Here is a 26,309-nt window from a genome sequence, read left to right as displayed (position 1 = left end):
CACCGTCGTTCGACTCCAGCCCCGAATGATCTGCAAGGGACGCCTCGGCGTCCCTTCTTTCTTTCCGCCGCACGCGACACGCGTTGGGCCAGGTGGGGGGCTGATTCCTTTAACGTCTGATGTGCCCTGCACCTTCATGGGTGAAACCGAACGTGAAAGGTAGAGTCCGGCGGCGTGCACCTCAAGTCCCTGACCCTGCGTGGCTTCAAATCCTTCGCCTCCGCCACCACCCTGCGCTTCGAACCGGGGATCACCTGCGTCGTCGGACCGAACGGATCCGGCAAGTCCAACGTGGTGGACGCGCTCTCCTGGGTCATGGGGGAACAGGGAGCCAAGTCCCTGCGCGGCGGGAAGATGGAAGACGTCATCTTCGCGGGCACCACGGGACGCCCGCCGCTGGGACGGGCCGAGGTCTCCCTCACCATCGACAACTCCGACGGCGCCCTGCCCATCGACTACGCCGAGGTCACCATCACGCGGATCATGTTCCGCGGCGGCAGCAGCGAGTACCAGATCAACGGTGACACCTGCCGGCTCCTCGACATCCAGGAGCTGCTCTCCGACTCCGGCATCGGCCGCGAGATGCACGTCATCGTCGGACAGGGACAGCTCGACTCCGTCCTGCACGCCGACCCCACGGGCCGCCGCGCCTTCATCGAGGAGGCCGCGGGCGTACTGAAGCACCGCAAGCGCAAGGAGAAGGCGCTGCGCAAGCTCGACGCGATGCAGGCCAACCTCGCGCGGGTGCAGGACCTGGCCGACGAACTCCGCCGCCAGCTCAAGCCCCTGGGCCGGCAGGCGGCGGTGGCCCGCCGGGCCGCCGTGATCCAGGCCGACCTGCGCGACGCGAAGCTGCGGCTGCTCGCCGACGACCTGGTGGCGCTGCGGGGCGCGCTGGAGGCGGAGATCGCGGACGAGGCCGCGCTCAAGGAGCGCAAGGAGGCCGCGGAACGGGACCTCGCCGGCGCGCTGCGCCGGGAGGCCGAGCTGGAGGAATCGGTACGCCGTCTCGCGCCGCGGCTCCAGCGGGCCCAGCAGACCTGGTACGAGCTGTCGCAGCTCGCCGAGCGGGTGCGCGGCACCGCCTCGCTGGCCGAGGCCCGGGTCAGGAGCGCGTCCGCGCCGGTGGAGGAGGAGCGGCGCGGCCGCGACCCCGAGGATCTGGAGCGGGAGGCCGCGCGGATCCGGGAGCAGGAGGCGGAGCTGACCGCGGCGCTGGAGGCGGCCGAGCGGGCCCTGGAGGACACCGCCGCGCACCGGGCCGAGCTGGAACGGGCCCTCGCGCTGGAGGAGCGGCGGCTGCGGGAGGCCGCGCGGGCCATCGCCGACCGGCGCGAGGAGCTGGCCCGGCTGACCGGCCGGCTGGGGGCGGCCCGCTCGCGCGCGGGCGCCGCGCAGGCCGAGATCGAGCGGCTCGTGGCGGCCCGGGACGAGGCGCAGGCCCGGGCGGTGGCGGCCCGCGAGGAGTACGAGGAACTGGCCGCGGAGGTCGGCGGGCTCGAAGATCCCTCGGTGGAGGGGGAGTACGAGGCGGCGAAGGCCGAGCTGACCGGGGCGGAGGCCGCGCTCGGCGCCGCCCGGGAGGCGCTGGGCGCGGCGGAACGGTCCCGCGCGGCGGTGTCGGCGCGGCGGGAGGCGCTCGCGCTGGGGCTGCGGCGCAAGGACGGGACCGGGGCGCTGCTCGCGGTGCGGGAGCGGCTGGCGGGGGTGCTGGGGCCGGCGGCGGAGCGGGTGTCGGTGGTGCCGGGGTACGAGGTCGCCGTCGCCGCCGCGCTGGGGGCTGCCGCCGACGCGGTGGCGGTCGCCTCGGCGGGGGCGGCCGCCGGAGCCATCCGGCACCTGCGGGACGCCGACGCGGGGCGGGCCACGTTCCTGATCGCCGGTGCCGCCGGTGCTGCGATCCCCGAGCAGGGCCCCGTGGCCCCGGGCGGCGCCGCGCTGCCCGGCCAGGCCCAGGGGGCGGAAGCCCCCCACCCCGCCCCTTCCCCCCATGCTGATCAGCGGCTTCCCCGCGGGCGGGGGCCCGCCCCGGACCCCGCGCCTCAGGCGCCGGCGGGGCTGGAGGGCGCGGCCGGCGGGGCGGGAGTGGCCGTCGGGGCCGCGTACCCGGAGGCCGCCTCGCTCGTGCGGGGGGCTGAGGAGGTGCGGCGGGCCGTGGCATGGGTGCTGCGGAACCACGTCGTGGTCGGGAGCCTGGAGGAGGCCGAGGCGGTCGTCGCCGCGCGGCCGGACCTGGTCGCGGTCACCGCCGACGGGGACGTGCTCGGCGCCCACCTCGCACACGGCGGCTCCGCGGGCGCGCCCAGCCTCATCGAGGTCCGGGCCGCCGTCGACGAGGCGGCGGCGGAACTGGAGCGGCTGGACGGCGAGTGCCGGGAGCTGGCCGGGGCCGAGGAGGCGGCCCGGCAGCGCCGCGACGGCGCGGCGGCCCGCGCCGAGGAGCTGGCGGAGCTGCGCCGGGCCGGGGAGAAGGCCCGCGCCGGGGCCGCCCAGCAGCTCGGCCGGCTCGCCGGGCAGGCGAAGGGCGCCCAGGGCGAGGCCGAGCGCAGTGCCGGGGCGGCGGCCACCGCCCAGGAGGCCCTCGAACGCGCGCGGCTCGACGTGGAGGAGTGCGCGGAGCGGCTCGCGGTCGCGGAGGAAATGCCGCTGGCGCAGGAGCCCGACACCTCGGCCCGGGACCGGCTCTCCGCCGACGGGGCGAACGCGCGGCAGACCGAGATGGAGGCCCGCCTCCAGCTGCGTACGCACGAGGAGCGGGTCAAGGGCCTGGCCGGCCGGGCCGACGCGCTCGACCGGGGCGCCCGCGCCGAGCGCGAGGCCCGGGCCCGCGCGGAGCGGCGCCGGCAGCGCCGGCGGTACGAGGCCGAGGTGGGCCGGGCCGTCGCCGACGGGGCCCGGCAGCTGCTGGCGCACCTGGAGGTGTCGATCGGCCGGGCGGAGCTGGAGCGTTCGGCCGCCGAGCACGCCAAGGGGTTGCTTGAGCAGGAGCTCGGCGAGGCCCGCGGCCGGGGCCGTGACCTCAAGGGCGAGCTCGACAAGCTGACCGACTCCGTGCACCGGGGCGAGGTGCTCGGCGCCGAGAAGCGGCTGCGGATCGAGCAGCTGGAGGCGCGGGCGCTGGAGGAGCTGGGCGTGGAGCCCGCCGCCCTGGTGGCGGAGTACGGGCCCGACCAGCCGGTGCCCCCGTCGCCGCCGGCCGAGGGCGAGGTGCTTCCGGAGGACCCCGAGCACCCCCGCAACCGGCCGGGCCCCTTCGACCGGGCCCGGCAGGAGAAGCGGCTCAAGGCGGCCGAGCGGTCCTACCAGCAGCTGGGCAAGGTCAACCCGCTGGCGCTGGAGGAGTTCGCGGCGCTGGAGGAGCGCCACCGGTTCCTCAGTGAGCAGCTGGGTGACCTGCGGAAGACCCGTGCCGACCTCCTTCAAGTGGTGAAGGAGGTCGACCAGCGGGTCGAGCAGGTCTTCACCGAGGCCTACCGGGACACGGCCCGGGAGTTCGAGGGGGTGTTCTCGCGGCTGTTCCCCGGCGGCGAAGGCCGTCTGGTGCTCACCGACCCGGACGACATGCTGGCCACCGGCGTGGACGTCGAGGCCCGGCCGCCGGGCAAGAAGGTCAAGCGGCTGTCGCTGCTGTCCGGCGGCGAGCGGTCGCTGACGGCCGTGGCGCTGCTGGTCTCCATCTTCAAGGCCCGGCCCAGCCCGTTCTACGTGATGGACGAGGTGGAGGCGGCGCTCGACGACACCAACCTCCAGCGGCTGATCCGCATCATGGAGGAGCTCCAGGAGAGCTCGCAGCTGATCGTGATCACGCACCAGAAGCGGACGATGGAGGTCGCGGACGCCCTCTACGGCGTCTCGATGCAGGGCGACGGGGTCTCGAAGGTCATCAGCCAGCGCCTCCGTTGAGCCCTACAGCTTCAAGAAGTGAAATCAAAGCCCGACCTGCGGAAGTTAATCCGACCTTCACACCAGCTATTGACTTCAGGAAATGAACACATAGGCTCTGTGCTGCCTCCCGCCTTCCGGTGGTGCCCGATCTTGACCTGTGCGCCACTAGGAGAACGGACAGAACCCCCCACGGAGCACACCTTGACCAGCAGCACTGCGCAGGAACCGGCGCCCGGCGGCGGACGAGCGTCCCAGCCCGACCACCTCGGGCACGTCATCTTCATCACCGCGGCCGCCGCCATGGGCGGATTCCTCTTCGGCTACGACAGCTCCGTCATCAACGGCGCGGTCGTCGCCATCCGCGACCGCTTCGACGTCGGTTCGGCCGCGCTCGCCCAGGTGATCGCCGCCGCGCTGATCGGCTGCGCGCTCGGCGCCGCCACCGCCGGCCGCATCGCCGACCGGATCGGCCGCATCCGCTGTATGCAGATCGCCGCCGTCCTCTTCACGGCGAGCGCCATCGGCTCGGCCCTTCCGTTCGCGCTCTGGGACCTCGCCGCGTGGCGCGTCGTCGGCGGCTTCGGCATCGGCATGGCCTCCGTCATCGGCCCCGCCTACATCGCCGAGGTCTCCCCGCCCGCCTACCGCGGCCGGCTGGCCTCCTTCCAGCAGGCCGCCATCGTCATCGGCATCGCCGTCTCGCAGCTGGTCAACTGGGGCATCCTCAACCTCGCCGACGGCGACCAGCGCGGGCAGATCGGCGGCCTCGAAGCCTGGCAGTGGATGCTCGGCGTGATGGTGGTCCCGGCCGTGCTCTACGGGCTGATGTCCTTCGTCATCCCCGAGTCGCCCCGCTTCCTGATCTCCGCGGGGCGCAACCAGGAGGCCCGCAAGGTGCTGGCCGAGGTCGAGGGGACCAAGGTCGACCTGGACGGCCGCGTCGCCGAGATCGAGGCGGCCATGCGTTCCGAGCACAAGTCCACCTTCAAGGACCTGCTCGGCGGCCGCTTCGGCCTGCTGCCCATCGTCTGGGTCGGCATCGGCCTCTCGGTCTTCCAGCAGCTCGTGGGCATCAACGTGATCTTCTACTACAGCTCCTCGCTGTGGCAGTCCGTCGGTATCGACCCCACCAGTTCGTTCCTGTACTCCTTCACCACGTCGATCATCAACATCATCGGCACGGTGATCGCGATGATCTTCGTGGACCGGATCGGCCGCAAGCCGCTCGCGCTGATCGGCTCGGCGGGCATGGCCGTCTCCCTCGGCCTCTGCGCCTGGGCGTTCTCGTACAAGACCGGCACCGGCGACGACATCTCCATGCCCGACACCCAGGGCACCGTCGCGCTGATCGCCGCGCACGCCTTCGTCCTCTTCTTCGCCCTCTCCTGGGGCGTGGTGGTGTGGGTGCTGCTCGGCGAGATGTTCCCCAACCGGATCCGCGCCGCCGCGCTCGGCGTGGCCGCCGCGGCCCAGTGGGTCGCCAACTGGGCCATCACCGTCACCTTCCCGACCCTGTCGGACTGGAACCTGTCCGGCGCGTACGTCATCTACACCGTCTTCGCCCTGCTCTCGATCCCGTTCATCCTCAAGTGGGTGCCGGAGACCAAGGGCAAGGCGTTGGAGGAGATGGGGTAACCAACCCCCGCCACCACCCCTTCTTCTCCGCGGCGCTGCCCCGGCTCAGTCCCTGAGCCGGGGCAGTACCCGTTCGCACAGCAGCCGCAGGCCGCGCCACCCCTCCTCCAGCGGCATCCCGCCGCACAGCGGGTGCAGGACGAGGTTGCCCGCCTCGCCCGCTCCGCGCGCGTACGCCACCGCCTCCTGCGGGTCGAGGATCCGGTAGACGCCCTCGGCGCGCAGCTCCTCGACCGTGCGGGCGCCGGACCGCACCGCCGAGCGGATGTCCTTGGACTGCCAGGAGGCGTACATGCCCGCCTCGTGCAGGAAGTGCTTTCCGTAGAGCGCCCACGCCCGCTCCGGGTCCTCCGAGACGTGCAGCAGCGGGGTCTGACGCGCCGGCATCATGCAGAAGCCCTCGGTGCCGTACTCCGCGAGCCGCTCCGCGTAGTACGCCTCCAGTTCCGGCAGGTGCGCGCTCGGGAAGAACGGCAGCCCCAGCCGGGCCGCCCGCCGCGCCGCCGCCTTCGAACTCCCGCCCACCAGCAGCATCGGGTGCGGCCGGGTGAAGGGCACCGGGGTCACCTTGACGGTGCGGCCGCGGAACTCGAAGGGCTCGCCGGTCCAGGCCTTCAGCAGGGTCTCCAGCAGCTCGTCCTGGAGCCGGCCGCGCCGTCCCCACTCCACCCCGTGCTGCTCGTACTCCTCGGGCCGGTAGCCGATGCCCGCGACGGTCACCAGCCGCCCGCCGCCGATCAGGTCCAGCACGGCGATGTCCTCGGCCACCTTCAGCGGGTCGTGCAGCGGGCCGATGATCGCCGACACGGTGACCGCGATCCGCCGGGTCGCGCCGAGGACGGCGCCGGCGAACGCGAAGGGGGAGGGCAGCCAGTTGTTGTCCGTGCCGTGGTGCTCCTCGGTCTGGATCGTGTCGATCCCGTGCTCGTCGGCGTACCGGGCCATCTCCACCGCGGCCTGGTAGCGGGCGGCCAGCGTCGCGGGGGTGCCGTCGGGGTCGATCAGGTTGAACCGGGCCACGGTGATGGGCATGGGAAGTCCCCCTTCGCCAGATGCGGACGGTCGGGCGAGGGGGGACGTTAGCTGACGCGGCGTCAGTTGGACAGGGTGCCGGCCGGGACGCGCTCCGCGCCCGGCTCCGGCGCCGCCGGGGCCGGAGTCCGCGGCAGTACGGCGTACAGCGCGGCGGAGACCAGGATGCCGGTCACCCAGCCGAGGCCGTTCTCGCCGATCCAGGTGGAGGCCAGCGGCCCGCTGAACCAGTCCACCTTGGTGAACAGCAGCCCCGCGACCAGGGCCGCGCCCCAGGCCGTCATCGCCTGCCAGGCGAAACCGCCCCGGTACCAGTAGGCGCTGCCCGGCGTCGTGTCCAGCAGCGCGGCACCGTCGTAGGAGGGCCGGCGCAGCATGTCGACGCCGAAGACGCCGATCCACGCGGAGAAGGCCACGGCCAGCAGCGTCAGGAAGGAGATGAACGAGCCGAAGAAGCTGGTCGCCACCACCATCAGCAGGAAGCCGAAGACCAGGCTGATGACGGCGTTGACGCTGACCGCCCAGGCGCGCGGCACCTTGATGCCCAGGGTCTGCGCGGTGAACCCGGCCGAGTACATCGACATCGAGTTGATCAGCAGCATCCCGATCAGGGCGATCAGCAGGTAGGGCACCGCGATCCAGGTCGGCAGCAGCTCGCCGATGAAGGAGACCGGGTCCTGCGCGCTCGCCAGGTCCGGCGTGCCGACGGCCATCACCGCACCCATCAGCACCATCGGCAGGACCACCACGCCCGCGCCGCCGACCGTCGCGCCGACCATCCCCTTGGCCGAGGCGGTGCGCGGCAGGTAGCGGGTGAAGTCCGGGCCGGACGGCACCCAGCTGATGCCGCCCGCCGCGATGGTGCCGATGCCCGCGACCATCATCGCCGTGGAGCCGGCCGGCTTGCCGAAGACGGCCGACCAGTCGGTGGTGAAGAGCAGGTAGCCGAGGACGAGCACGCTGAAGCCGCCGAAGAGGTACGTCGACCACGTCGAGCAGACGCGCAGCGCGTTGATGCCCAGCCCCGAGACCACGAAGGTGCAGCCCACGAAGAACAGCAGGGTCACGACCACGAGGGCGGTGTTGCTCTTCACGCCGAAGAGCAGGTCCAGGACGGTCAGCACGGCGTAGGCGCCGCTGACCGCGTTGATGGTCTCCCAGCCCCAGCGCGCCACCCAGATCAGGGCGCCGGGGAAGAGGTTGCCGCGCTGGCCGAAGACGGCCCGCGACAGCGCCATGCCCGGCGCCCCGCCGCGCTTGCCGGCGATGGAGATCAGGCCGACGATCCCGTACGAGACGACGGGCGCGGCGAGCGCGACGACCAGCACCTGCCAGATGTTCAGCTTGTTGAAGATGACCAGGCCCGCACCCATGGTGAGGAGCAGCACGCTGATGTTCGCGGCGACCCAGGTGGGCACCAGCTCGCGGACCCGGCCGGTGCGCTCGGCGTCCGGTACGGGCTCCAGCCCGCGGGTCTCGGCGGCGTTCCTGCCGCTGGCCTGGGCGGCTGCGGCTGCGGCTCCGGTTGCGGCTTCGGCTGTGGTCTGGGCCGGTATGGCGCCGGTGGCGGGCTCGGCGGGCATGCGGTTGCTCCGTGGGGCGTGCGAGGACGGGAAGTCGTCCATCATCGTAGATTTGCGCCGAATCGCATAAATAGGGGCTTAGGGCCCGGTACGAGTGCCGAGGTCCGGGCTCCGGGGCCGCCGTGGCGGATACTGGACGGGTTATGGAAATCCTCATCCTTGCCGTAGTCATCGCCCTGGTCGCGGTCGGCGCGATCAGCGGGCTCGTGGTCAGCAGCCGCAAGAAGAAGCAGCTGCCCCCCACGGCGCCGCCGAGCACGCCGACCATCACTGCCCCGCCCGCCGAACCGCAGGTGGGGGAGGACTCCGCCCCGACGGTCGAAGAGCCGCGCCGGACCATCGAGGAGGTCGTGCTCCCCGAGGCGGAGACCGCGGCCCCCGAGGCCGTCGAAGCGCCCGTCGCCGAGCCGGAGGCTCCGGCCGCGCCCGAGATCGAGGTGCCCGAGCCCACCGCCGGCCGCCTGGTCCGGCTCCGCGCGCGGCTCGCCCGTTCGCAGAACTCGCTCGGCAAGGGGCTGCTCACGCTGCTCTCGCGCGAGCACCTCGACGAGGACACCTGGGAGGAGATCGAGGAGACCCTCCTCATCGCCGACGTCGGTATCGCGCCGACGCAGGAACTCGTCGAGCGGCTCCGCGAGCGGGTCAAGGTGCTCGGCACCCGCACCCCCGCCGAGCTGCGCGCCCTGCTGAAGGAGGAGCTGCTGACCCTGGTCGGCACCGACTTCGACCGCGCCGTGAAGACCGAGAGCGGCACCGACACCCCGGGCGTCGTGATGGTCGTGGGCGTCAACGGCACCGGCAAGACCACCACCACCGGCAAGCTCGCCCGGGTCCTCGTCGCCGACGGCCGCAGCGTGGTGCTCGGCGCCGCCGACACCTTCCGCGCCGCCGCCGCCGACCAGCTCCAGACCTGGGGCGAGCGCGTGGGCGCCCGTACCGTCCGCGGCCCCGAGGGCGGCGACCCGGCCTCCATCGCCTACGACGCGGTCAAGGAGGGCATCGCCGAGGGTGCCGACGTGGTGCTCATCGACACCGCCGGCCGGCTGCACACCAAGACCGGCCTCATGGACGAGCTCGGCAAGGTCAAGCGCGTCGTGGAGAAGCACGGCCCGCTGGACGAGGTGCTGCTGGTCCTGGACGCCACCACCGGCCAGAACGGCCTGACCCAGGCGCGCGTCTTCGCCGAGGTCGTGGACATCACCGGCATCGTGCTCACCAAGCTCGACGGCACCGCCAAGGGCGGCATCGTCGTCGCCGTCCAGCGCGAGCTCGGCGTCCCGGTCAAGCTCGTCGGCCTCGGCGAGGGCCCGGACGACCTGGCCCCCTTCGAGCCCGAGGCGTTCGTGGACGCCCTCATCGGCGACTGAGGCACCGGGACCTCACCGGGGGACCTTACGCAGACCAGTGCCCCCGCGTCCGTCCAGGACCCGGGGGCACTGCCGTGGGCGGGGGCCGTCAGCGGCGGAAGCGGTGGCAGGTGTAGGCCAGGGTGCCGAGCAGCAGCCGGGCCTGCGGGGGGCCGCCCGCACTGTCCAGCGCGGGCCCGCGCAGCCAGATGGCCGGGCCCAGGCCGGCGTGGTCGCAGGGCGGGGCGGTGAGGAAGGCGCCGCGGCCCAGGGCGCGCAGGTCCAGGTCCGCGTCGTCCCAGCCCATCCGGTACAGCAGCTCGGGCAGCTCGGCGGCCGCGCCCGGGGCGACGAAGAACTGCGCCCGCCCGTCCGGGGTCGCCGTCACGGGCCCCAGCGGCAGGCCCATCCGCTCCAGCCGGACCAGGGCGCGCCGCCCGGCCTCGGCGGAGACCTCGATGACGTCGAAGGAGCGGCCGACGGGGAGCAGCACCGCCGCGCCCGGATACTCGCCCCAGATCTCGGAGACCTCGTCCAGGGTGGCGCCCCCCGGGACGGTCGGAGCGAAGTCCAGGGGGTGCGCCCCCGGCGCGCCGCAGTTCGTATGACCGCAGGAGCAGTCGCGGCCCGGACCGGCGGCGCGGGCGCCGGGGACCGCGTCCCAGCCCCAGAGCCCGGTGTACTCCGCCACCGTCGTGCACTCCGAGGTCCGTCCGCGGCGCCGGACGCCGGAACGGAACTCCTTGGTGCCGCGGCTGCCGCCGATCGTGAAGCCCATGCCCATGCCCCCTCCAACGGGTCGGACGCGCCGGTGGTTACGACGTCGGCGAGACCTGTCGGAGGCCGGGTGGAGCGCGCCGTCCACCGGAGCCGCCCGGCGCACTCCTCGCCGCGCGCGCCCCGAGCGCACTCCCGTCCAACCACTGCCGTTTCGCCTTGGTGTCAAGTGAATCGCGCCTGGCCGGTGGTGAGTTCATGCGAAGGGGTGGCGAATGGTGGCGTTTCTGGAATCGACCTCGCCGACGGGGTGATCGTAGGATTACTTTCGGTGCACGAACCTGTGCGGCGGACCCCAACCGTGGGTATGCCGGAGGCAATCGGTGGAGGACCTGTGAAGGTCCCTGGCGGAGTCGGCCGCCCCCGCCAGGGTTTCGTGTGAAGAGGCGATGCGGATGGGGGCGTTCCAGTGAGCGGCAACGGCGCAAGCGGAGCGAGCGGCGAATCCGCTGTCCGGAACGAACAGCTGACCTCGTGGTTCGTCCGCAGCGGCTGGTCCAAGGGCGAACTCGCCCGCCAGGTCAACCGCCGCGCGCGCCAGATGGGCGCCCACCACATCAGCACCGACACCTCCCGCGTGCGCCGCTGGCTCGACGGCGAACAGCCCCGCGAACCCGTCCCGCGGATCCTCTCGGAGCTCTTCTCCGAACGCTTCGGTTCCGTCGTCGCCATCGAACAGCTCGGCCTGCGCACCGCCCACCAGACCCCCTCCGTCTCCGGTGTCGACCTGCCCTGGGCCGGCCCGCAGACCGTGGAACTGCTCAGCGAGTTCTCCCGCAGCGACCTGATGCTCGCCCGCCGCGGCTTCCTCGGGACCTCCCTCGCCCTCTCCGCCGGCCCCGCCCTCATCGAGCCCATGCAGCGCTGGCTCGTCCCCTCCCCGGCCGCCGACCTCGGACCGCGCCCCGACGCCGGCCCGTCGGGCGCGCTCGGCGGGCACCGGCCGCCCCGGCTGTCCGAGCCGGAGCTCGACCTCCTCGAAGCCACCACCGTGATGTTCCGCCAGTGGGACGCCCAGTGCGGCGGCGGACTGCGCCGCAAGGCCGTCGTCGGCCAGCTCCACGAGGTCACCGACCTGCTCCAGGAGAGCCACCCCGCCCCGGTCATGAAGCGGCTGTTCAAGGTCGCCGCCGAACTCGCCGAACTCGCCGGATGGATGAGCTACGACATCGGCCTGCACCCCACCGCGCAGAAGTACTTCGTCCTCGCGCTGCACGCCGCCAAGGAGGCCGGGGACAAGCCCCTGGGCTCCTACATCCTGTCCGGCATGAGCCGCCAGATGATCCACCTGGGCCGCCCCGAGGACGCCCTGGAGCTCATCCACCTCGCCCAGTACGGCAGCCGCGACTGCGCCGGACCGCGCACCCAGGCCATGCTGTACGCGATGGAGGCCCGGGCCTTCGCCAACATGGGCCAGCCCAGCCGCTGCAAGCGGGCCGTGCGGATGGCCGAGGACACCTTCTCCGACGTCGGCTTCGACTCCGAGCCGGAACCCGACTGGATCCGCTTCTTCTCCGAGGCCGAGCTCAACGGCGAGAACTCGCACTCCTACCGCGACCTCGCCTACGTCGCGGGCCGCAGCCCCACCTACGCCTCCCTCGCCGAACCGGTCATGGAACGGGCCGTGGAGCTCTTCTCCAAGGACGGGGAGCACCAGCGCTCGTACGCCCTGAACCTCATCGGCATGGCCACCGTCCACCTGCTCCAGCGCGAGCCGGAACAGGCCACCGTCCTCGTGGACCAGGCGCTCGACGTGGCGAGAAAGGTACGGTCCGAACGGGTGAACACCCGGCTCCGCAAGACCGTCGACACCGCCGCGCGTGAATACGGGGACGTGGCCGAGGTGGTCCGGCTGACCGACCTCCTCGCCTCCCGGCTGCCCGAGGCCGCCGAGGCCGTCTGAGCCGCCCCACGGCCCGGGCGCCCGCCTGACGTGCGCCCGGCCCCCGCCTGACCCTCACCTGACCCGGACCGGACCCGTACCTCACCGGTTCATGGAGGCGTAACACGCCCGACCTCTTCGTCATCGGCGCGAAACACCCAGCGGCGCCGCCGGAAACCGTCCTGCGCGAATCTCAGGGCCAATAACCGGCCAGACCTTACGCCGCCGCTCAGGTTTCCCACGATCGCCCGCACGCGAACGTACCGACGACGAGGAGACGCCGATGGCATCAGCCATCACGACCCTCGCAGCAGACGCCCCGACCCTGTCTGCCGCGAACACCGGGTTCATGCTCATCTGCTCCGCCCTGGTCATGCTGATGACCCCGGGACTCGCCTTCTTCTACGGAGGCATGGTCCGCGTCAAGAGCAGCCTCAACATGCTGATGATGAGCTTCATCAGCCTCGGGATCGTCACGATCCTCTGGGTCCTCTACGGCTTCAGCCTCGCCTTCGGCACCGACACCGGCTCGCTGATCGGCTGGAACTCCGACTACGTCGGCCTCAGCGGCATCGGCCTCACCGAGCTGTGGGACGGCTACACCATCCCCGTCTACGTCTTCGCCGTCTTCCAGCTGATGTTCGCCGTCATCACCCCCGCCCTGATCAGCGGCGCCCTCGCCGACCGCGTCAAGTTCAGCGCCTGGGCGCTCTTCTCCGCCCTGTGGGTCACCGTCGTCTACTTCCCCGTCGCCCACTGGGTGTGGGGCGCCGGCGGCTGGCTCTTCGAGCTCGGCGTCATCGACTTCGCCGGCGGCACCGCCGTCCACATCAACGCGGGCGCCGCCGCCCTCGGCGTCATCCTGGTCATCGGCAAGCGCGTCGGCTTCAAGAAGGACCCGATGCGCCCGCACAGCCTCCCCCTGGTCATGCTCGGCGCCGGCCTGCTGTGGTTCGGCTGGTTCGGCTTCAACGCCGGCTCCTGGCTCGGCAACGACGACGGCGTCGGCGCCGTCATGTTCGTCAACACCCAGGTCGCCACCGCCGCCGCCATGCTCGCCTGGCTCGGATACGAAAAGCTGCGCCACGGCTCCTTCACCACCCTCGGCGCCGCCTCCGGCGCCGTCGCCGGCCTCGTCGCCATCACCCCCGCCGGCGGCTCCGTCAGCCCGCTCGGCGCGATCGCCGTCGGCGCCATCGCCGGTGTGCTGTGCGCCATGGCCGTCGGCCTGAAGTACAAGTTCGGCTACGACGACTCCCTCGACGTGGTCGGCGTCCACCTCGTCGGCGGCATCGCCGGCTCCCTGCTCGTCGGCTTCTTCGCCACCGGCGGCGTCCAGTCCGACGCCAAGGGCCTCTTCTACGGCGGCGGCCTCGAACAGCTCGGCAAGCAGGCGATCGGGGTCTTCTCCGTCCTCGCCTACTCCCTCGTCGTATCGGCGATCATGGCCTTCCTCCTCGACAAGACCATCGGGATGCGGGTCGCGGAGGACGTCGAGGTCTCCGGCATCGACCAGGTCGAGCACGCCGAGACCGCCTACGACTTCAGCGGCGCCGGCGGCGGGATCTCCGCACGCACCACCACCGCACCCGCCTCCGCCGCCGCGAGCAAGAAGGTCGACGCATGAAGCTGATCACCGCCATCGTCAAGCCCTACAAGCTGGACGAGATCAAGGAAGCCCTCCACTCCTTCGGGGTCCAGGGCCTCACCGTCTCGGAGGCCAGCGGGTACGGCCGCCAGCGCGGCCACACCGAGGTCTACCGCGGCGCCGAGTACACCGTGGACCTCGTACCGAAGATCCGCATCGAGGTGCTCGTCGAGGACGAGGAGGCCGAAGAGCTGATCTCCGTCATCGTCAGCGCCGCCCGGACCGAGAAGATCGGCGACGGCAAGGTGTGGAGCGTCCCCGTGGACTCGGTCGTCCGGGTCCGCACCGGCGAGCGCGGCGCCGACGCCCTCTAGACGACGGGAGCCGCAGGGTGACGAGCGCCGAAGAGACCACGCAGGACGACCCGGCCGGCTCCGGACCCGGCGGCTACGCCGAGGCCCGGCTGCGACTCCTCCAGGAGGAGTCGCGGTCCGGGCCCTCCCGGCGTTCCGCCCTGTCCGGACTGACCGACCAGTGGCTGAACGCACAGTTCGCGCGGGCGGCACGCGAGAGCGGCGTACGCGGCGCCGCCCTCGTCGCCGTCGGCGGCTACGGCCGCGCCGACCTCTCCCCGCGCAGCGACCTCGACCTGCTGCTCCTCCACGACGGCAAGGCCCGGCCCGCCGCGCTGAAGACCCTCGCCGACCGCCTCTGGTACCCCGTGTGGGACCTCGGCCTGGCCCTGGACCACTCCGTACGCACCCCCGCCGAGGCCCGCAAGACCGCCGCCGAGGACCTCAAGGCCCACCTCGGACTGCTGGACGCCCGGCTCGTCGCCGGCGACGCCGGACTCCTCGCCGGGCTGCGCACCTCGGTGCTCGCCGACTGGCGCAACCAGGCCACCCGACGCCTCCCGGAACTGCACGCCCTGTGCCGGGAGCGGGCCGAGCGGGCCGGGGAGCTGCGCTTCCTGCTGGAACCCGACCTCAAGGAAGCCCGCGGCGGCCTCCGCGACATCACCGTCCTGCGGGCCGTCGCCGCGTCCTGGCTCGCCGACGCCCCGCGCGAGGGGCTCGCCGACGCCCGGCGCCGGCTGCTGGACGCGCGCGACGCGCTGCACCTGGTCACCGGCCGGGCCACCGACCGTCTCTCGCTCCAGGAGCAGCCCCAGGTCGCCGCCCGGCTGGGGCTGCTCGACGCCGACGCGCTGCTGCGCGAGGTGTACGAGGCCGCGCGGGTCGTCGCCTACGCCGGCGACGTCACCTGGCGGGAGGTCGGGCGGGTGCTGCGCGCCCGCGCCGCCCGGCCGAGGCTGCGCGGCCTCCTCGGGACCCGGGGCGCGGCGGCCGCCGCCGAGCGGGCGCCGCTGGCCGAGGGGGTGGTGGAGTCCGACGGGGAGGCCGTCCTCGCCCTCGCCGCCCGGCCCGACCGGGACCCCGTACTGCCCCTGCGCTTCGGCGCCGCGGCCGCGCAGGCGGGCCTGCCCGTCTCGCTGCACGCCGTACGCCGCCTCGCCGCGCAGGCCCGGCCGCTGCCCGTGCCGTGGCCGGCGGAGGCCCGGGAGCAGCTGCTGACCCTGCTGGGCGCGGGGGAGCCGACGGTGGGGGTGTGGGAGGCGCTGGAGGCCGAGGGGCTGATCACCCGGCTGCTGCCCGACTGGGAGCGGGTGCGCTGCCGCCCCCAGCACAACCCCGTGCACACCTGGACGGTGGACCGGCACCTGATCGAGACGGCCGTACGGGCCTCGGCGCTGACCCGCCGGGTGGGCCGGCCGGACCTGCTGCTGATGGCGGCCCTGCTGCACGACATCGGCAAGGGCTGGCCCGGCGACCACTCCGTCGTCGGCGAGACCATCGCCCGGGACATGGCCGCGCGGGTGGGCTTCGACGCCGAGGACACCGCCGTACTGGGCACGCTCGTACGCCACCACCTGCTGCTCGTGGACACCGCGACCCGGCGGGACCTCGACGACCCGGCGACCGTCACCGCCGTGGCCCGGGCGGTGGGGTCGGTTGGCACCCTGGAGATCCTGCACGCCCTCACCGAGGCCGACGCCCTCGCGACCGGGCCCGCCGCCTGGAGCACCTGGCGGGGCTCCCTCGTCGCCGACCTGGTGCGGCGGGTCGCCGCCGTGCTGAGCGGAGCCCCGCCGGCCGGCCCCGAACCGGACCTTCCCACCGCCGAGCAGGAGCGGCTCGCGCTGGAGGCGCTGCGCACCGGGGAGCCGGTGCTCACGCTGCACGCGCGGGAGGAGGAGGACGAGGCCGTCGGCGTCGAGCTGGTCGTGGCCGTTCCCGACCAGCCCGGGGTACTGCCGGCGGTGTCCGGGGTACTGGCCCTGCACCGGCTGACGGTGCGGGCGGCGGACCTGCGGTTCCTGGAGCTTCCGGACCACCTGGGCGAGGTGCTGGTGCTGCGCTGGCGGGTGGCCGCGGAGTTCGGGGCGCTGCCGCAGGCGGCCCGGCTGCGGACCGACCTGGTGCGGGCGCTGGACGGCACTCTGGACGTCCCGGCCAAGCTCGCCGCCCGCGAGGCGGCGTACCCGCGCAGGCGCGGGGTCGTCCCCCCGCCGCCGCGCGTCACCGTGGTCCCGGACGTCTCGCCCCTGGCCACGGTCCTGGAGGTGCGGGCCCCCGACGCGGTGGGGCTGCTGCACCGGATCGGGCGGGCGCTGGACTCGGCGGGGGTGCGGGTACGCAGCGCGCACGTGTCCACCCTGGGGGCGAACGCGGTGGACACGGTCTACGTCGTCGACCCCGACGGCAAACCCCTCCCGCCGCCGGCTGCCGCCGCGCTCGCATCCCAGGTCCAGGCCGCCCTGACGTGACCGCAGCCCCCTCCCGGGGGCGGGGCCGGCGACCCCGCCCCCGGGAGGGGGAACGGGCGGATACCCTGGGGGACGACCACCACGCCCCCGACCCGAGGAATCGCGACCACCGTGTTCGATACGCTTTCCGACCGCCTCAGCGCGACCTTCAAGTCCCTCCGGGGCAAAGGCCGCCTCTCCGAGCAGGACATCGACGCTGCGGCGCGGGAAATCCGTATCGCCCTCCTCGAGGCCGACGTCGCGCTCCCCGTCGTCCGCTCCTTCATCGCGAACGTCAAGGAGCGCGCCCGCGGCGAAGAGGTCTCCAAGGCCCTGAACCCGGGCCAGCAGGTCCTCAAGATCGTCAACGACGAGCTCGTCTCGATCCTCGGCGGCGAGACCCGGCGGCTGCGCTTCGCCAAGACCGCGCCCACCGTGATCATGCTGGCCGGTCTCCAGGGTGCCGGTAAGACCACCCTCGCCGGAAAGCTCGGCTTCTGGCTGAAGGGGCAGGGCCACACCCCGCTCCTGGTCGCCTGCGACCTCCAGCGCCCCAACGCCGTCAACCAGCTCAGCGTCGTCGCCGAGCGCGCCGGCGTCGCGGTCTACGCGCCCCAGCCCGGCAACGGCGTCGGCGACCCGGTCCAGGTGGCCAAGGACTCCGTCGAGTACGCCCGTGCCAAGCAGCACGACATCGTCATCGTCGACACCGCCGGCCGCCTCGGCATCGACCAGGAGCTGATGCAGCAGGCCGCGGACATCCGCGACGCCGTCAGCCCCGACGAGATCCTCTTCGTCGTCGACGCCATGATCGGCCAGGACGCGGTCAACACCGCCGAGGCCTTCCGCGACGGCGTCGGCTTCGACGGCGTGGTGCTGTCCAAGCTCGACGGTGACGCCCGCGGTGGTGCCGCGCTCTCCATCGCGCACGTCACCGGCAAGCAGATCATGTTCGCCTCGAACGGCGAGAAGCTCGACGACTTCGACGCCTTCCACCCCGACCGCATGGCGGGCCGGATCCTCGACATGGGTGACATGCTCACCCTCATCGAGCAGGCCGAGAAGACCTTCTCGCAGGCCGAGGCCGAGAAGATGGCGGCCAAGCTCGCCAAGGGCCCCAAGGAGTTCACGCTCGACGACTTCCTGGCCCAGATGGAGCAGGTCCGCAAGATGGGCTCCATCTCCAAGCTCCTCGGCATGCTGCCGGGCATGGGTCAGATCAAGGACCAGATCAACAACATCGACGAGCGCGACGTGGACCGCACCGCCGCGATCATCAAGTCGATGACCCCGGCCGAGCGCCAGGACCCGACGATCATCAACGGCTCGCGCCGCGCCCGTATCGCCAAGGGTTCCGGCACCGAGGTCAGCGCCGTCAAGTCGCTGGTCGAGCGCTTCTTCGAGGCCCGCAAGATGATGTCCCGCATGGCCCAGGGCGGCGGGATGCCCGGCATGCCCGGCATCCCGGGCATGGGCGGCGGCCCCGGCCGGCAGAAGAAGCAGGTCAAGCAGGCCAAGGGCAAGCGCAAGAGCGGCAACCCGATGAAGCGCAAGGAAGAGGAGGCCGCGGCGGCGGCCCGCCGCGAGCAGGGCGCGCAGCCGGGCGCTCCGGCCGCGGACGGCAACCCGTTCGGGCTCCCCGCCGGAGGCGGCCAGCCGGGTCAGGACTTCGACCTGCCGGACGAGTTCAAGAAGTTCATGAAGTAGCGGGGCGGCGAGCCCTCGCGACAGGGCCCCGGGCGCGTCACGCGTCCGGGGCCCTGTCGCGTCCGCGGGGCAGTGGGTCGATTTGTCGCTTATGGTCGGCCGGGAGGACGGCATGACGGCATAAGGAGGCGCCCACGTGCCCAGCCCCACCCCCGTACCGCCGCGCGACCGGGCCGACACCCCCTGGCGCTCCGAAGGCGCCCCGCCGTCCCCGCCCGCCAAGCGCAAGCTCCCCGGCGGGGGCTGGCGCGGACTGGTCCTCGCCGCCCTGATCGTCTTCCTGCTGACCAACCTCGTGCTGTCCTTCTTCAACGAGGGCGACGAGCCGACGATCTCCTACACGGAGTTCAGCAAGCAGGTCTCCGACGGGAACGTCTCCAAGATCTACTCCAAGGGCGACGCCATCCAGGGCCAGCTCAAGAGCAAGCGGCCCGTCCCCGGCGGCGAGGGCGACTACACCAAGTTCGTCACCCAGCGCCCCGCCTTCGCCGACGACCAGCTGTGGTCCAACCTCACCGCCAAGGGCGTCACCGTCACCGCCTCCCCGGTGGTCGAGCAGCGCAGCTTCCTGGCCAACCTGCTGATCTCCCTCGCCCCGATGCTGCTCCTCGTCGGCCTGTGGCTGCTCATCGCCCGCCGGATGGGCTCGGCCATGGGCGGGATGGGCGGGCTCGGCCGCAAGGGCCCGCCCAAGCCCGTGGAACTGGAGGCGGGCGCCCCGCGCACCACCTTCGACGACGTCGCCGGCATCGACGAGGTCGAGGGCGAGCTGAACGACGTCGTCGACTTCCTCAAGAACCCCCGGGAGTACCACGACATGGGCGCCCGGATGCCCGGTGGCGTCCTGCTGGCCGGTCCTCCCGGCACCGGCAAGACCCTGCTCGCGCGGGCCGTCGCGGGCGAGGCGGGGGTGCCGTTCTTCTCCGCGTCCGCCTCCGAGTTCATCGAGATGATCGTCGGCGTCGGCGCCTCCCGGGTCAGGGAACTCTTCACCGAGGCCCGCAAGGTGGCCCCCGCGATCGTGTTCATCGACGAGATCGACACCATCGGCCGGGTGCGCGGCGGCGGCGCGGGCCTGGGCGGCCACGACGAGCGCGAGCAGACCCTCAACCAGATCCTCACCGAGATGGACGGCTTCTCCGGCTCCGAGGGCGTCGTCGTCCTCGCCGCCACCAACCGGGCCGACGTCCTCGACCCCGCCCTGACCCGCCCCGGCCGCTTCGACCGCACGGTCGTGGTCTCCCCGCCCGACCGGGACGGCCGCGAGGCCATCCTGCGCATCCACACCCGCGACATCCCGCTCGCCGCCGGCGTCGACCTCGCCCAGGTCGCCCGGACCACCCCCGGCATGACCGGGGCCGAACTCGCCAACCTGGCCAACGAGGCCGCCCTGCTCGCCGTCAAGCGAAAGCAGCGGCAGGTCACCCAGGCGGACCTCTCCGACGCCCTGGAGAAGGTCCAGCTCGGCGCGGAACGCCCCCTGGTGATGCCCCTGGAGGAGCGCCGCCGCACGGCCTACCACGAGAGCGGCCACGCCCTGCTGGGCATGCTCCAGCCGGGCGCCGACCCCGTACGCAAGATCACGATCGTGCCCCGCGGCCGGGCGCTCGGCGTCACCCTCTCCACGCCCGACGCGGACCGGTACGCGTACACGGAGGAGTACCTCCGGGGCCGCATCATCGGCGCGCTCGGCGGCATGGCGGCCGAGCAGACCGTCTACGACGTGATCACCACCGGCGCCGAGAACGACCTCGAACAGGTCACCAACATCGTCCGCGGCATGGTCGCCCGCTGGGGCATGAGCGAGCGCGTCGGCAAGCTCACCGCCGTCCCCTCCGACGGGCAGGGACCGTACGGGCTGGCCGCCGCCCCCACCACCCTCGACGTCGTCGACCACGAGATGCGCCGGATCGTCAACGAGTGCTACGAGGAGGCCTGCCGCCTGCTGCGCGAGCACCGGCCGAAGCTCGACGCCCTCGCCGAGGCCCTCCTGGAGGCCGAGACCCTGGACGAGCAGGCGGCCTACCAGGCGGCCGGCATCCCCCGGCTCGCGAAATAAGGCGCCCGGTTAGGCCACCCGGGCGACGACGTACCGGAAGATGTTCGGCAGCCAGACGGTGCCGTCGGTCCGCTCGTACGGGTGAAGCGCCTCCGACAGCTCCTTCTCCGCCTGGGCGGCATCGGCCGCGGCGGAGTACAGCCCCGTCGACAGCAGCCCCCGTACGGCGCTGTCCACGTCCGCGTACCCGAACGGGCAGAACACCCGCCCCGACCCGTCGGGCACCAGCCGCGCCCGCGCCGCCAGCGCGTCCAGGTCCAGCGCCGCCGGGCCCCCGCCCAGCACCGCCGGTACCGTGCAGCGCTCCGGCGGACCCCAGCCGGCCAGCACCACCGCCCCGCCCCGCCGGACCGCGGGCAGGGCCGCGGCCAGGGCGTCGGGGGAGGGCGCGAAGGCGAGCAGCACGTCGTAGGGGCGCGCGGCCGGGACCGGGGGAGCCGCCACCACCTCCAGCAGCCGTTCCCGGGCCAGCGCCCGGCGGGCGGGATCGGCCTCCACGCCGGTGGCGGCGGCACCCCGCCCGCCGGCCAGCAGCAGGGCCAGCCCGGCCCCGCAGTCGAGGCCCAGCAGCCGGTCACCCGGCCCGATCTCCAGCCGGTCGTAGACCGCTTCGTACAGCGGGACCAGCATCCGTTCCTGGATCTCCGCCCAGTCCCGGGCGACGAGCGTGGCCGTCGGCGTCGGTGTCATCGAAAGAGCGCTCCTGATTCCGTCTCGCCCCCTTGCCCCCGTTGCCAGGGAACTCCCCATTCGCCCCCGCGTCCAGAGGAGCGCGCCACCCGATTCACGCTCGACCCGCCCGGCGCCGTACCATTCGCGCCATGGCAAAGGCACCCGTTCTCACCCCGCAGGCGGAGGATTTCCCCCGCTGGTACCAGGATCTGATCAACAAGGCCGAGCTGGCCGACAACGGTCCGGTCCGCGGCACCATGGTCATCCGCCCGTACGGCTACGGCCTGTGGGAGCGGATGCAGCAGGAGATGGACGCCCGCATCAAGGAGGCCGGCGCCCAGAACGCGTACTTCCCGCTCTTCATCCCGCAGTCGTACCTGACGAAGGAAGCCGAGCACGTCGAGGGCTTCGCCCCCGAGCTCGCGGTCGTCACCCACGGCGGCGGCAAGGAGCTGGAGGAGCCGGTCGTCGTCCGGCCCACGTCCGAGACGATCATCAACGACTACTTCTCCAAGTGGGTCCAGAGCTACCGGGACCTGCCGCTGCTGATCAACCAGTGGGCCAACGTGGTCCGCTGGGAGATGCGCCCCCGCGTGTTCCTCCGTACGAGCGAGTTCCTCTGGCAGGAGGGCCACACCGCCCACGCCACGTACGAGGACGCCCGCGACTACGCGGCCCGCATCCACCGCGACGTCTACGGCGACTTCATGACGAACGTGCTCGGCATCGACGTCGTGCTCGGCCGCAAGACCGCCAAGGAGCGCTTCGCCGGCGCCATCAACACCCTCACCCTCGAGGGCATGATGGGCGACGGCAAGGCCCTGCAGATGGGCACGAGCCACGAGCTCGGCACCAACTTCGCCAAGGCCTTCAACACCCAGTACCTGTCGAAGGAGGGCCAGCAGGAGCTGGTCTGGCAGACCTCGTGGGGCGTCTCGACCCGCATGGTCGGCGGTCTGATCATGTCGCACGGCGACGACAACGGCCTGCGGGTGCCGCCGCGCCTGGCCAACGTCCAGGTCGTCGTCATGGCGATCAAGGGCGACGAGGCCGTGGCGAAGGTCCGCGAGCTGGGCGACCGGCTCAAGGCCGCGGGCATCCGCGTGCACGTCGACGACCGCGTCGACACCCCCTTCGGCCGCCGCGCCGTGGACTGGGAGCTCAAGGGCGTACCGGTGCGCATCGAGATCGGCCCCCGCGACCTGGAGGCCGGCACCGCGATGCTGGCCCGCCGGATCCCGGGCGGGAAGACCCCGGTCCAGATCGACGCCCTCGTCGACCTGCTGCCCAAGGTCCTCGACGAGGACCAGGCGCAGCTGCTGCGCGAGTCCCGCGAGCGCCGCGAGGCCCGTACCAGCGACGTCGCCACCATCGAGGAGGCCGCCGAGGCCGCCATCGCGGGCGGCTGGGCGCGCATCCCGTGGGCCGACCTCGGTCCCGAGGGCGAGGCCAAGCTGGGCGAGCAGGCCGTGTCGGTGCGCTGCCTGGTGGCCGAGGACGGGTCGGTCCCGGTGGCCGACGACGCCCCCGGTACGCTCGCGATCGTCGCGCGCTCGTACTGATCTCCCCCTGGCGCCCCTGGCGTGCGGCTCCGGCCGCGCACCGGGGGCGTCGGTGTCGATAGCCCTCCTTACGTACCGACTCCTCCTGGGATATGCGCACCCGTCCTCGTCAGGACGCATCAGAGTGAACTGACTGGTACGTGCAAAAAATTTGGAATGGCCCGGAATCGGAACACCGGGGCACCCCGGCTCGTTGTCACGACGTGAGCACGACACCACCTGTTCTCGCCGCAGAGCTGGCGCAGGCGTGGGCCGACATTCAGCGGTACCACCCCGAGCTGCCTGACCTTGCCGCGCCCGAGTCCCTGATCGGAGAGTCCTCGTCCGCCTGCGGCGCCGAACTCTCCTTCGAGCGACTGCTGCACGAGGCAGTCCACGGCATCGCCGCCGCCCGCGGAGTGCGTGACACCTCGCGCGCCGGCCGCTACCACAACCGCAGATTCCTCGCGATCGCCGAGGAGATGGGGCTGGACCACTCCGAGGAGCCGCACGCCAGCAGCGGGTTCTCCCTGGTCACCCTCAACCCCGAGGCCAAGAAGCGCTACCGCCCCACCATCGAGCGGCTCCAGCGCGCCCTCAAGGCGCATACGGCGGCCACCGCGGCCGACACCAAGCGCAGCTTCCGCGGCCCGGCGGCCCGGCACGGCTCCTCGGGCGGCGGCGTACGGGTCAAGGCGGTCTGCGACTGCGGGCGCAACGTGCGGGTGGTCCCCTCCGTGCTGGCGCAGGCGCCGATCGTCTGCGGCGGCTGCATGAAGCCCTTCCGGATCCCCGAGGTCGCCACCGCGGCCGCGTCCTGAGCGCGGCCGCCGGTGTGCGGCGCGGTCCGGTGGGGCCGGTCCGGGCTGACGGGGCGGGGCCGGTCTGGCCGGTGCTGCCGCCCGCGCCGCGGCCCGCGGTCCGGGGCGCCGGGGCGGTCCCTCCCGCTCGGAGGCATCGCGGGCGTGTGGCACAATGGGCAGCTGTACTCGACAGTCGCATAGGACCCCTCTCTCCTCCGGCTGACGCGTCCATCGGGCATCCGAGTACCGCAACCCCACGTGGCATCTCAAGTGCCCAACCACGTCAAGTTCAGGAGACACCACTCCAGTGGCAGTCAAGATCAAGCTCAAGCGCCTCGGTAAGATCCGCTCCCCGCACTACCGCATCGTCGTCGCCGACGCCCGCACCCGCCGGGACGGTCGCGCGATCGAGGAGATCGGCATCTACCAGCCGACCTACAACCCCTCGCGCATCGAGGTCAACGCCGAGCGCGCGCAGTACTGGCTGTCCGTGGGCGCCCAGCCCACCGAGGCCGTTCTCGCCATCCTGAAGCTCACCGGTGACTGGCAGGCGCACAAGGGCCTCCCGGCCCCGGCGCCGCTGCTGCAGCCGGCGACGAAGGAAGACAAGCGTCGTTCCTTCGACGAGTTCGCCAAGGCCCTCGAGGGCGTCGGCGAGGGCAAGGGCGAGGCCATCACGCAGAAGAAGAAGGCCGACAAGAAGGCGGACGAGGCTGAGGCCGCCGCCGAGTCGACCGAGGCCTGAGCATGCTCGAGGAGGCTCTTGAGCACCTCGTAAAGGGCATTGTGGACAACCCCGACGACGTGCAGGTCGCCTCGCGCAACCTGCGCCGCGGGCAGGTGCTGGAGGTCCGGGTCCACCCCGACGACCTCGGCAAGGTGATCGGCCGCAACGGCCGCACCGCTCGTGCCCTGCGCACCGTCGTGGGCGCCATCGGCGGCCGGGGGATCCGCGTCGACCTCGTCGACGTGGACCAGGTCCGCTGAGCAGTTGAACACCGGCACGGGCCGGGGAGGGCACACGTGCCCGCCCCGGCCCGTTGTCGTCTGAACAGGAGATACAGGTGGAGCTGGTAGTAGCGCGGGTCGGCCGCGCCCACGGGATCAAGGGTGAGGTCACCGTCGAGGTGCGGACCGACGAGCCGGAGCTGCGTCTGTCGCCCGGCGCCGTCCTGCGGACCGACCCGGCGTCGGCGGGTCCGCTGACCATCGAGACGGGCCGGGTGCACAGCGGCCGCCTCCTGCTCCGCTTCGAGGGCGTCAAGGACCGGACCGCCGCCGAGGGGCTGCGCAACACCCTCCTGATCGCGGACGTCGACCCGGCGGAGCTGCCCGAGGAGGAGGACGAGTACTACGACCACCAGCTCATGGACCTGGACGTGGTGCTCGAGGACGGCACCGAGATCGGCCGGATCACCGAGATCTCGCACCTGCCCTCGCAGGACCTCTTCATCGTCGAGCGCCCGGACGGCACCGAGGTCATGATCCCCTTCGTCGAGGAGATCGTCGCCGAGATCGACCTGGAGGAGCAGCGCTGCGTCATCACCCCGCCGCCCGGGCTGATCGACGACCACGCCGTGATCGCCTCCGCGCGGGACGCCGAGGCCGACGGGGCCGCCGCTGACGCCGCGAAGGCCGGGGGCGAGAAGTCCGGGGACGACGCCTGATGCGGCTCGACGTCGTCACGATCTTCCCCGAGTACCTGGAACCGCTGAACGTCTCCCTGGTCGGCAAGGCGCGGGCCCGCGGCCAGCTCGACGTACACGTCCACGACCTGCGGAACTGGACGTACGACCGGCACAACACCGTCGACGACACCCCGTACGGCGGCGGCCCCGGCATGGTCATGAAGACCGAACCCTGGGGCGAGGCCCTGGACTCGGCGCTGGCCGACGGCTACGAGTCCGGCGCGCACGGCCCGGTCATGGTCGTGCCCACGCCCAGCGGCCGGCCCTTCACCCAGGAACTGGCCGTCGAGCTCTCCGAGCGCCCCTGGCTGATCTTCACCCCGGCCCGGTACGAGGGCATCGACCGCCGCGTCATGGACGAGTACGCGACGCGGATGCCGGTCTACGAGGTCTCCATCGGCGACTACGTCCTCGCGGGCGGGGAGGCGGCCGTGCTGGTCGTCACCGAAGCCGTGGCCCGGCTGCTGCCCGGCGTGCTCGGCAACGCCGAATCGCACCGCGACGACTCCTTCGCCCCCGGTGAGATGGCCAACCTGCTGGAGGGCCCCGTCTACACCAAGCCCCCGCAGTGGCGCGGCCGAGGCATCCCCGAGGTGCTGCTCAGCGGTCACCACGGGAAGATCGCCCGCTGGCGCCGGGACGAGGCCTTCCGCCGCACCGCCCGCAACCGCCCTGACCTGATCGAGCGCTGCGAGGCCTCCGCTTTCGACAAGAAGGACCGCGAGATCCTCAGCATCCTGGGCTGGAAGCCGTCGGGGGACGGCCGATTTTGGCGCAGGCCGCCGGCCGTGGAAGAATAGGCGGCTGCTGTGTGCTTCCGTACGCTCCTGCCACAGGGGGATCGCCGTACGGGGTGTGGCACGGCTCCCGAATTCTCTCCGGAAACCCGCACCGGCGACCTGTGGCGTCGTGCGAAGAAAGCAGACGAACAACATGTCTCACCTGCTCGATGGCGTCAACGCCGCCTCCCTGCGCTCGGACGTCCCGGCCTTCCGCCCGGGTGACACGATCAACGTGCACGTCCGCGTGATCGAGGGCAACCGCTCCCGTATCCAGCAGTTCAAGGGCGTTGTCATCCGTCGCCAGGGCTCTGGCGTCTCCGAGACCTTCACCGTCCGCAAGGTCTCCTTCAGCGTCGGCGTGGAGCGCACCTTCCCGGTCCACTCCCCGATCTTCGAGAAGATCGAGCTCGTCACCCGCGGTGACGTGCGTCGCGCCAAGCTGTACTTCCTCCGTGAGCTCCGCGGCAAGGCCGCGAAGATCAAGGAGAAGCGCGACCGCTGATCTCCTCTCCGGGTCCCGGGG

20 protein-coding genes are annotated in these 26,309 nt (G+C 72.6%); 16 read left to right on the top strand and 4 right to left on the bottom strand.

What is annotated here, in order from left to right:
* The first annotated feature begins 174 nt into the window (after window positions 1–174).
* Complete coding sequence (locus tag ABD973_RS08405) at window positions 175–3,903, top strand: AAA family ATPase (RefSeq protein ID WP_345499574.1); 3,729 nt, start codon at window positions 175–177, stop codon at window positions 3,901–3,903.
* A gap of 183 nt (window positions 3,904–4,086) precedes the next feature.
* Complete coding sequence (locus tag ABD973_RS08400; protein ID WP_125822631.1) at window positions 4,087–5,520, top strand: sugar porter family MFS transporter; 1,434 nt, start codon at window positions 4,087–4,089, stop codon at window positions 5,518–5,520.
* 45 nt (window positions 5,521–5,565) lie between these two features.
* On the opposite strand, the gene ABD973_RS08395 is transcribed toward ABD973_RS08400, so the two are convergent.
* Together ABD973_RS08395 and ABD973_RS08390 are read right to left on the bottom strand one after the other, a co-directional pair.
* Window positions 5,566–6,552 (bottom strand): LLM class flavin-dependent oxidoreductase, encoded by a 987-nt coding sequence (locus tag ABD973_RS08395; protein ID WP_125822632.1) that lies wholly within the window; start codon window positions 6,550–6,552, stop codon window positions 5,566–5,568.
* Between the two features lie 62 nt (window positions 6,553–6,614).
* On the bottom strand, window positions 6,615–8,135 hold the full coding sequence (locus tag ABD973_RS08390) for a cytosine permease (RefSeq protein WP_345499570.1): 1,521 nt from the start codon (window positions 8,133–8,135) through the stop codon (window positions 6,615–6,617).
* A 143-nt stretch (window positions 8,136–8,278) separates the two neighbouring features.
* Between ABD973_RS08390 and ftsY the strand changes: the two genes are divergently transcribed.
* Window positions 8,279–9,502, top strand: a complete 1,224-nt coding sequence (ftsY, locus tag ABD973_RS08385) for a signal recognition particle-docking protein FtsY (RefSeq protein ID WP_345499568.1) — start codon at window positions 8,279–8,281, stop codon at window positions 9,500–9,502.
* Between the two features lie 88 nt (window positions 9,503–9,590).
* Here ftsY and ABD973_RS08380 read toward each other — a convergent pair whose 3' ends face one another.
* Complete coding sequence (locus ABD973_RS08380; RefSeq protein WP_345499566.1) at window positions 9,591–10,259, bottom strand: bifunctional DNA primase/polymerase; 669 nt, start codon at window positions 10,257–10,259, stop codon at window positions 9,591–9,593.
* A 408-nt stretch (window positions 10,260–10,667) separates the two neighbouring features.
* Between ABD973_RS08380 and nsdA the strand changes: the two genes are divergently transcribed.
* The 6 genes from nsdA (at window position 10,668) to ftsH (ending at window position 20,300) form a co-directional block, all read left to right on the top strand.
* Window positions 10,668–12,161: a transcriptional repressor NsdA gene (nsdA, locus tag ABD973_RS08375; protein WP_125594847.1), complete on the top strand. Its 1,494-nt coding sequence runs from the start codon at window positions 10,668–10,670 to the stop codon at window positions 12,159–12,161.
* Window positions 12,162–12,423: 262 nt separating this feature from the next.
* Window positions 12,424–13,767 (top strand): ammonium transporter, encoded by a 1,344-nt coding sequence (locus tag ABD973_RS08370; RefSeq protein WP_125594846.1) that lies wholly within the window; start codon window positions 12,424–12,426, stop codon window positions 13,765–13,767.
* Window positions 13,764–14,102, top strand: a complete 339-nt coding sequence (locus tag ABD973_RS08365; protein WP_125594845.1) for a P-II family nitrogen regulator — start codon at window positions 13,764–13,766, stop codon at window positions 14,100–14,102. Before ABD973_RS08370 ends, ABD973_RS08365 begins: the two co-directional genes overlap by 4 nt.
* Window positions 14,103–14,119: 17 nt before the next feature.
* A complete protein-coding gene (locus ABD973_RS08360; RefSeq protein ID WP_345499560.1) occupies window positions 14,120–16,555 on the top strand; it encodes a [protein-PII] uridylyltransferase in 2,436 nt (811 codons plus the stop codon).
* A gap of 111 nt (window positions 16,556–16,666) precedes the next feature.
* Window positions 16,667–18,241, top strand: a complete 1,575-nt coding sequence (gene ffh, locus ABD973_RS08355) for a signal recognition particle protein (RefSeq protein WP_125594843.1) — start codon at window positions 16,667–16,669, stop codon at window positions 18,239–18,241.
* Window positions 18,242–18,377: 136 nt separating this feature from the next.
* Window positions 18,378–20,300, top strand: coding sequence for an ATP-dependent zinc metalloprotease FtsH (gene ftsH, locus ABD973_RS08350; RefSeq protein WP_125822634.1), 1,923 nt, complete (start codon window positions 18,378–18,380; stop codon window positions 20,298–20,300).
* Window positions 20,301–20,309: 9 nt separating this feature from the next.
* On the opposite strand, the gene ABD973_RS08345 is transcribed toward ftsH, so the two are convergent.
* Window positions 20,310–20,990: a methyltransferase type 11 gene (locus tag ABD973_RS08345; RefSeq protein WP_125822635.1), complete on the bottom strand. Its 681-nt coding sequence runs from the start codon at window positions 20,988–20,990 to the stop codon at window positions 20,310–20,312.
* 131 nt (window positions 20,991–21,121) lie between these two features.
* Between ABD973_RS08345 and proS the strand changes: the two genes are divergently transcribed.
* The 7 genes from proS to rplS all read left to right on the top strand — a co-directional run bounded on the left by proS (window position 21,122) and on the right by rplS (window position 26,288).
* Window positions 21,122–22,534, top strand: coding sequence for a proline--tRNA ligase (gene proS / locus ABD973_RS08340; RefSeq protein WP_007266823.1), 1,413 nt, complete (start codon window positions 21,122–21,124; stop codon window positions 22,532–22,534).
* Between the two features lie 203 nt (window positions 22,535–22,737).
* Entirely contained in the window at window positions 22,738–23,334 is a 597-nt protein-coding gene (locus ABD973_RS08335) for a hypothetical protein (RefSeq protein ID WP_125594841.1), read from the top strand.
* Between the two features lie 289 nt (window positions 23,335–23,623).
* A complete protein-coding gene (gene rpsP, locus ABD973_RS08330; RefSeq protein WP_007266826.1) occupies window positions 23,624–24,061 on the top strand; it encodes a 30S ribosomal protein S16 in 438 nt (145 codons plus the stop codon).
* Window positions 24,062–24,063: 2 nt separating this feature from the next.
* Complete coding sequence (locus ABD973_RS08325) at window positions 24,064–24,303, top strand: RNA-binding protein (RefSeq protein ID WP_007266827.1); 240 nt, start codon at window positions 24,064–24,066, stop codon at window positions 24,301–24,303.
* A 77-nt stretch (window positions 24,304–24,380) separates the two neighbouring features.
* Window positions 24,381–24,983, top strand: coding sequence for a ribosome maturation factor RimM (gene rimM, locus ABD973_RS08320; RefSeq protein WP_125822636.1), 603 nt, complete (start codon window positions 24,381–24,383; stop codon window positions 24,981–24,983).
* Entirely contained in the window at window positions 24,983–25,804 is an 822-nt protein-coding gene (trmD, locus tag ABD973_RS08315) for a tRNA (guanosine(37)-N1)-methyltransferase TrmD (RefSeq protein ID WP_125594839.1), read from the top strand. Before rimM ends, trmD begins: the two co-directional genes overlap by 1 nt.
* Window positions 25,805–25,937: 133 nt before the next feature.
* Window positions 25,938–26,288, top strand: coding sequence for a 50S ribosomal protein L19 (gene rplS, locus ABD973_RS08310; protein ID WP_007266830.1), 351 nt, complete (start codon window positions 25,938–25,940; stop codon window positions 26,286–26,288).
* Window positions 26,289–26,309 lie beyond the last annotated feature (21 nt).

The organism is Streptomyces racemochromogenes (genome assembly GCF_039535215.1).
In the GTDB taxonomy this organism is placed as follows: domain Bacteria; phylum Actinomycetota; class Actinomycetes; order Streptomycetales; family Streptomycetaceae; genus Streptomyces; species Streptomyces racemochromogenes.
The sequence above is the reverse complement of the archived record's forward strand: the minus strand, read 5'-3'. Positions and strand labels throughout refer to the sequence as shown.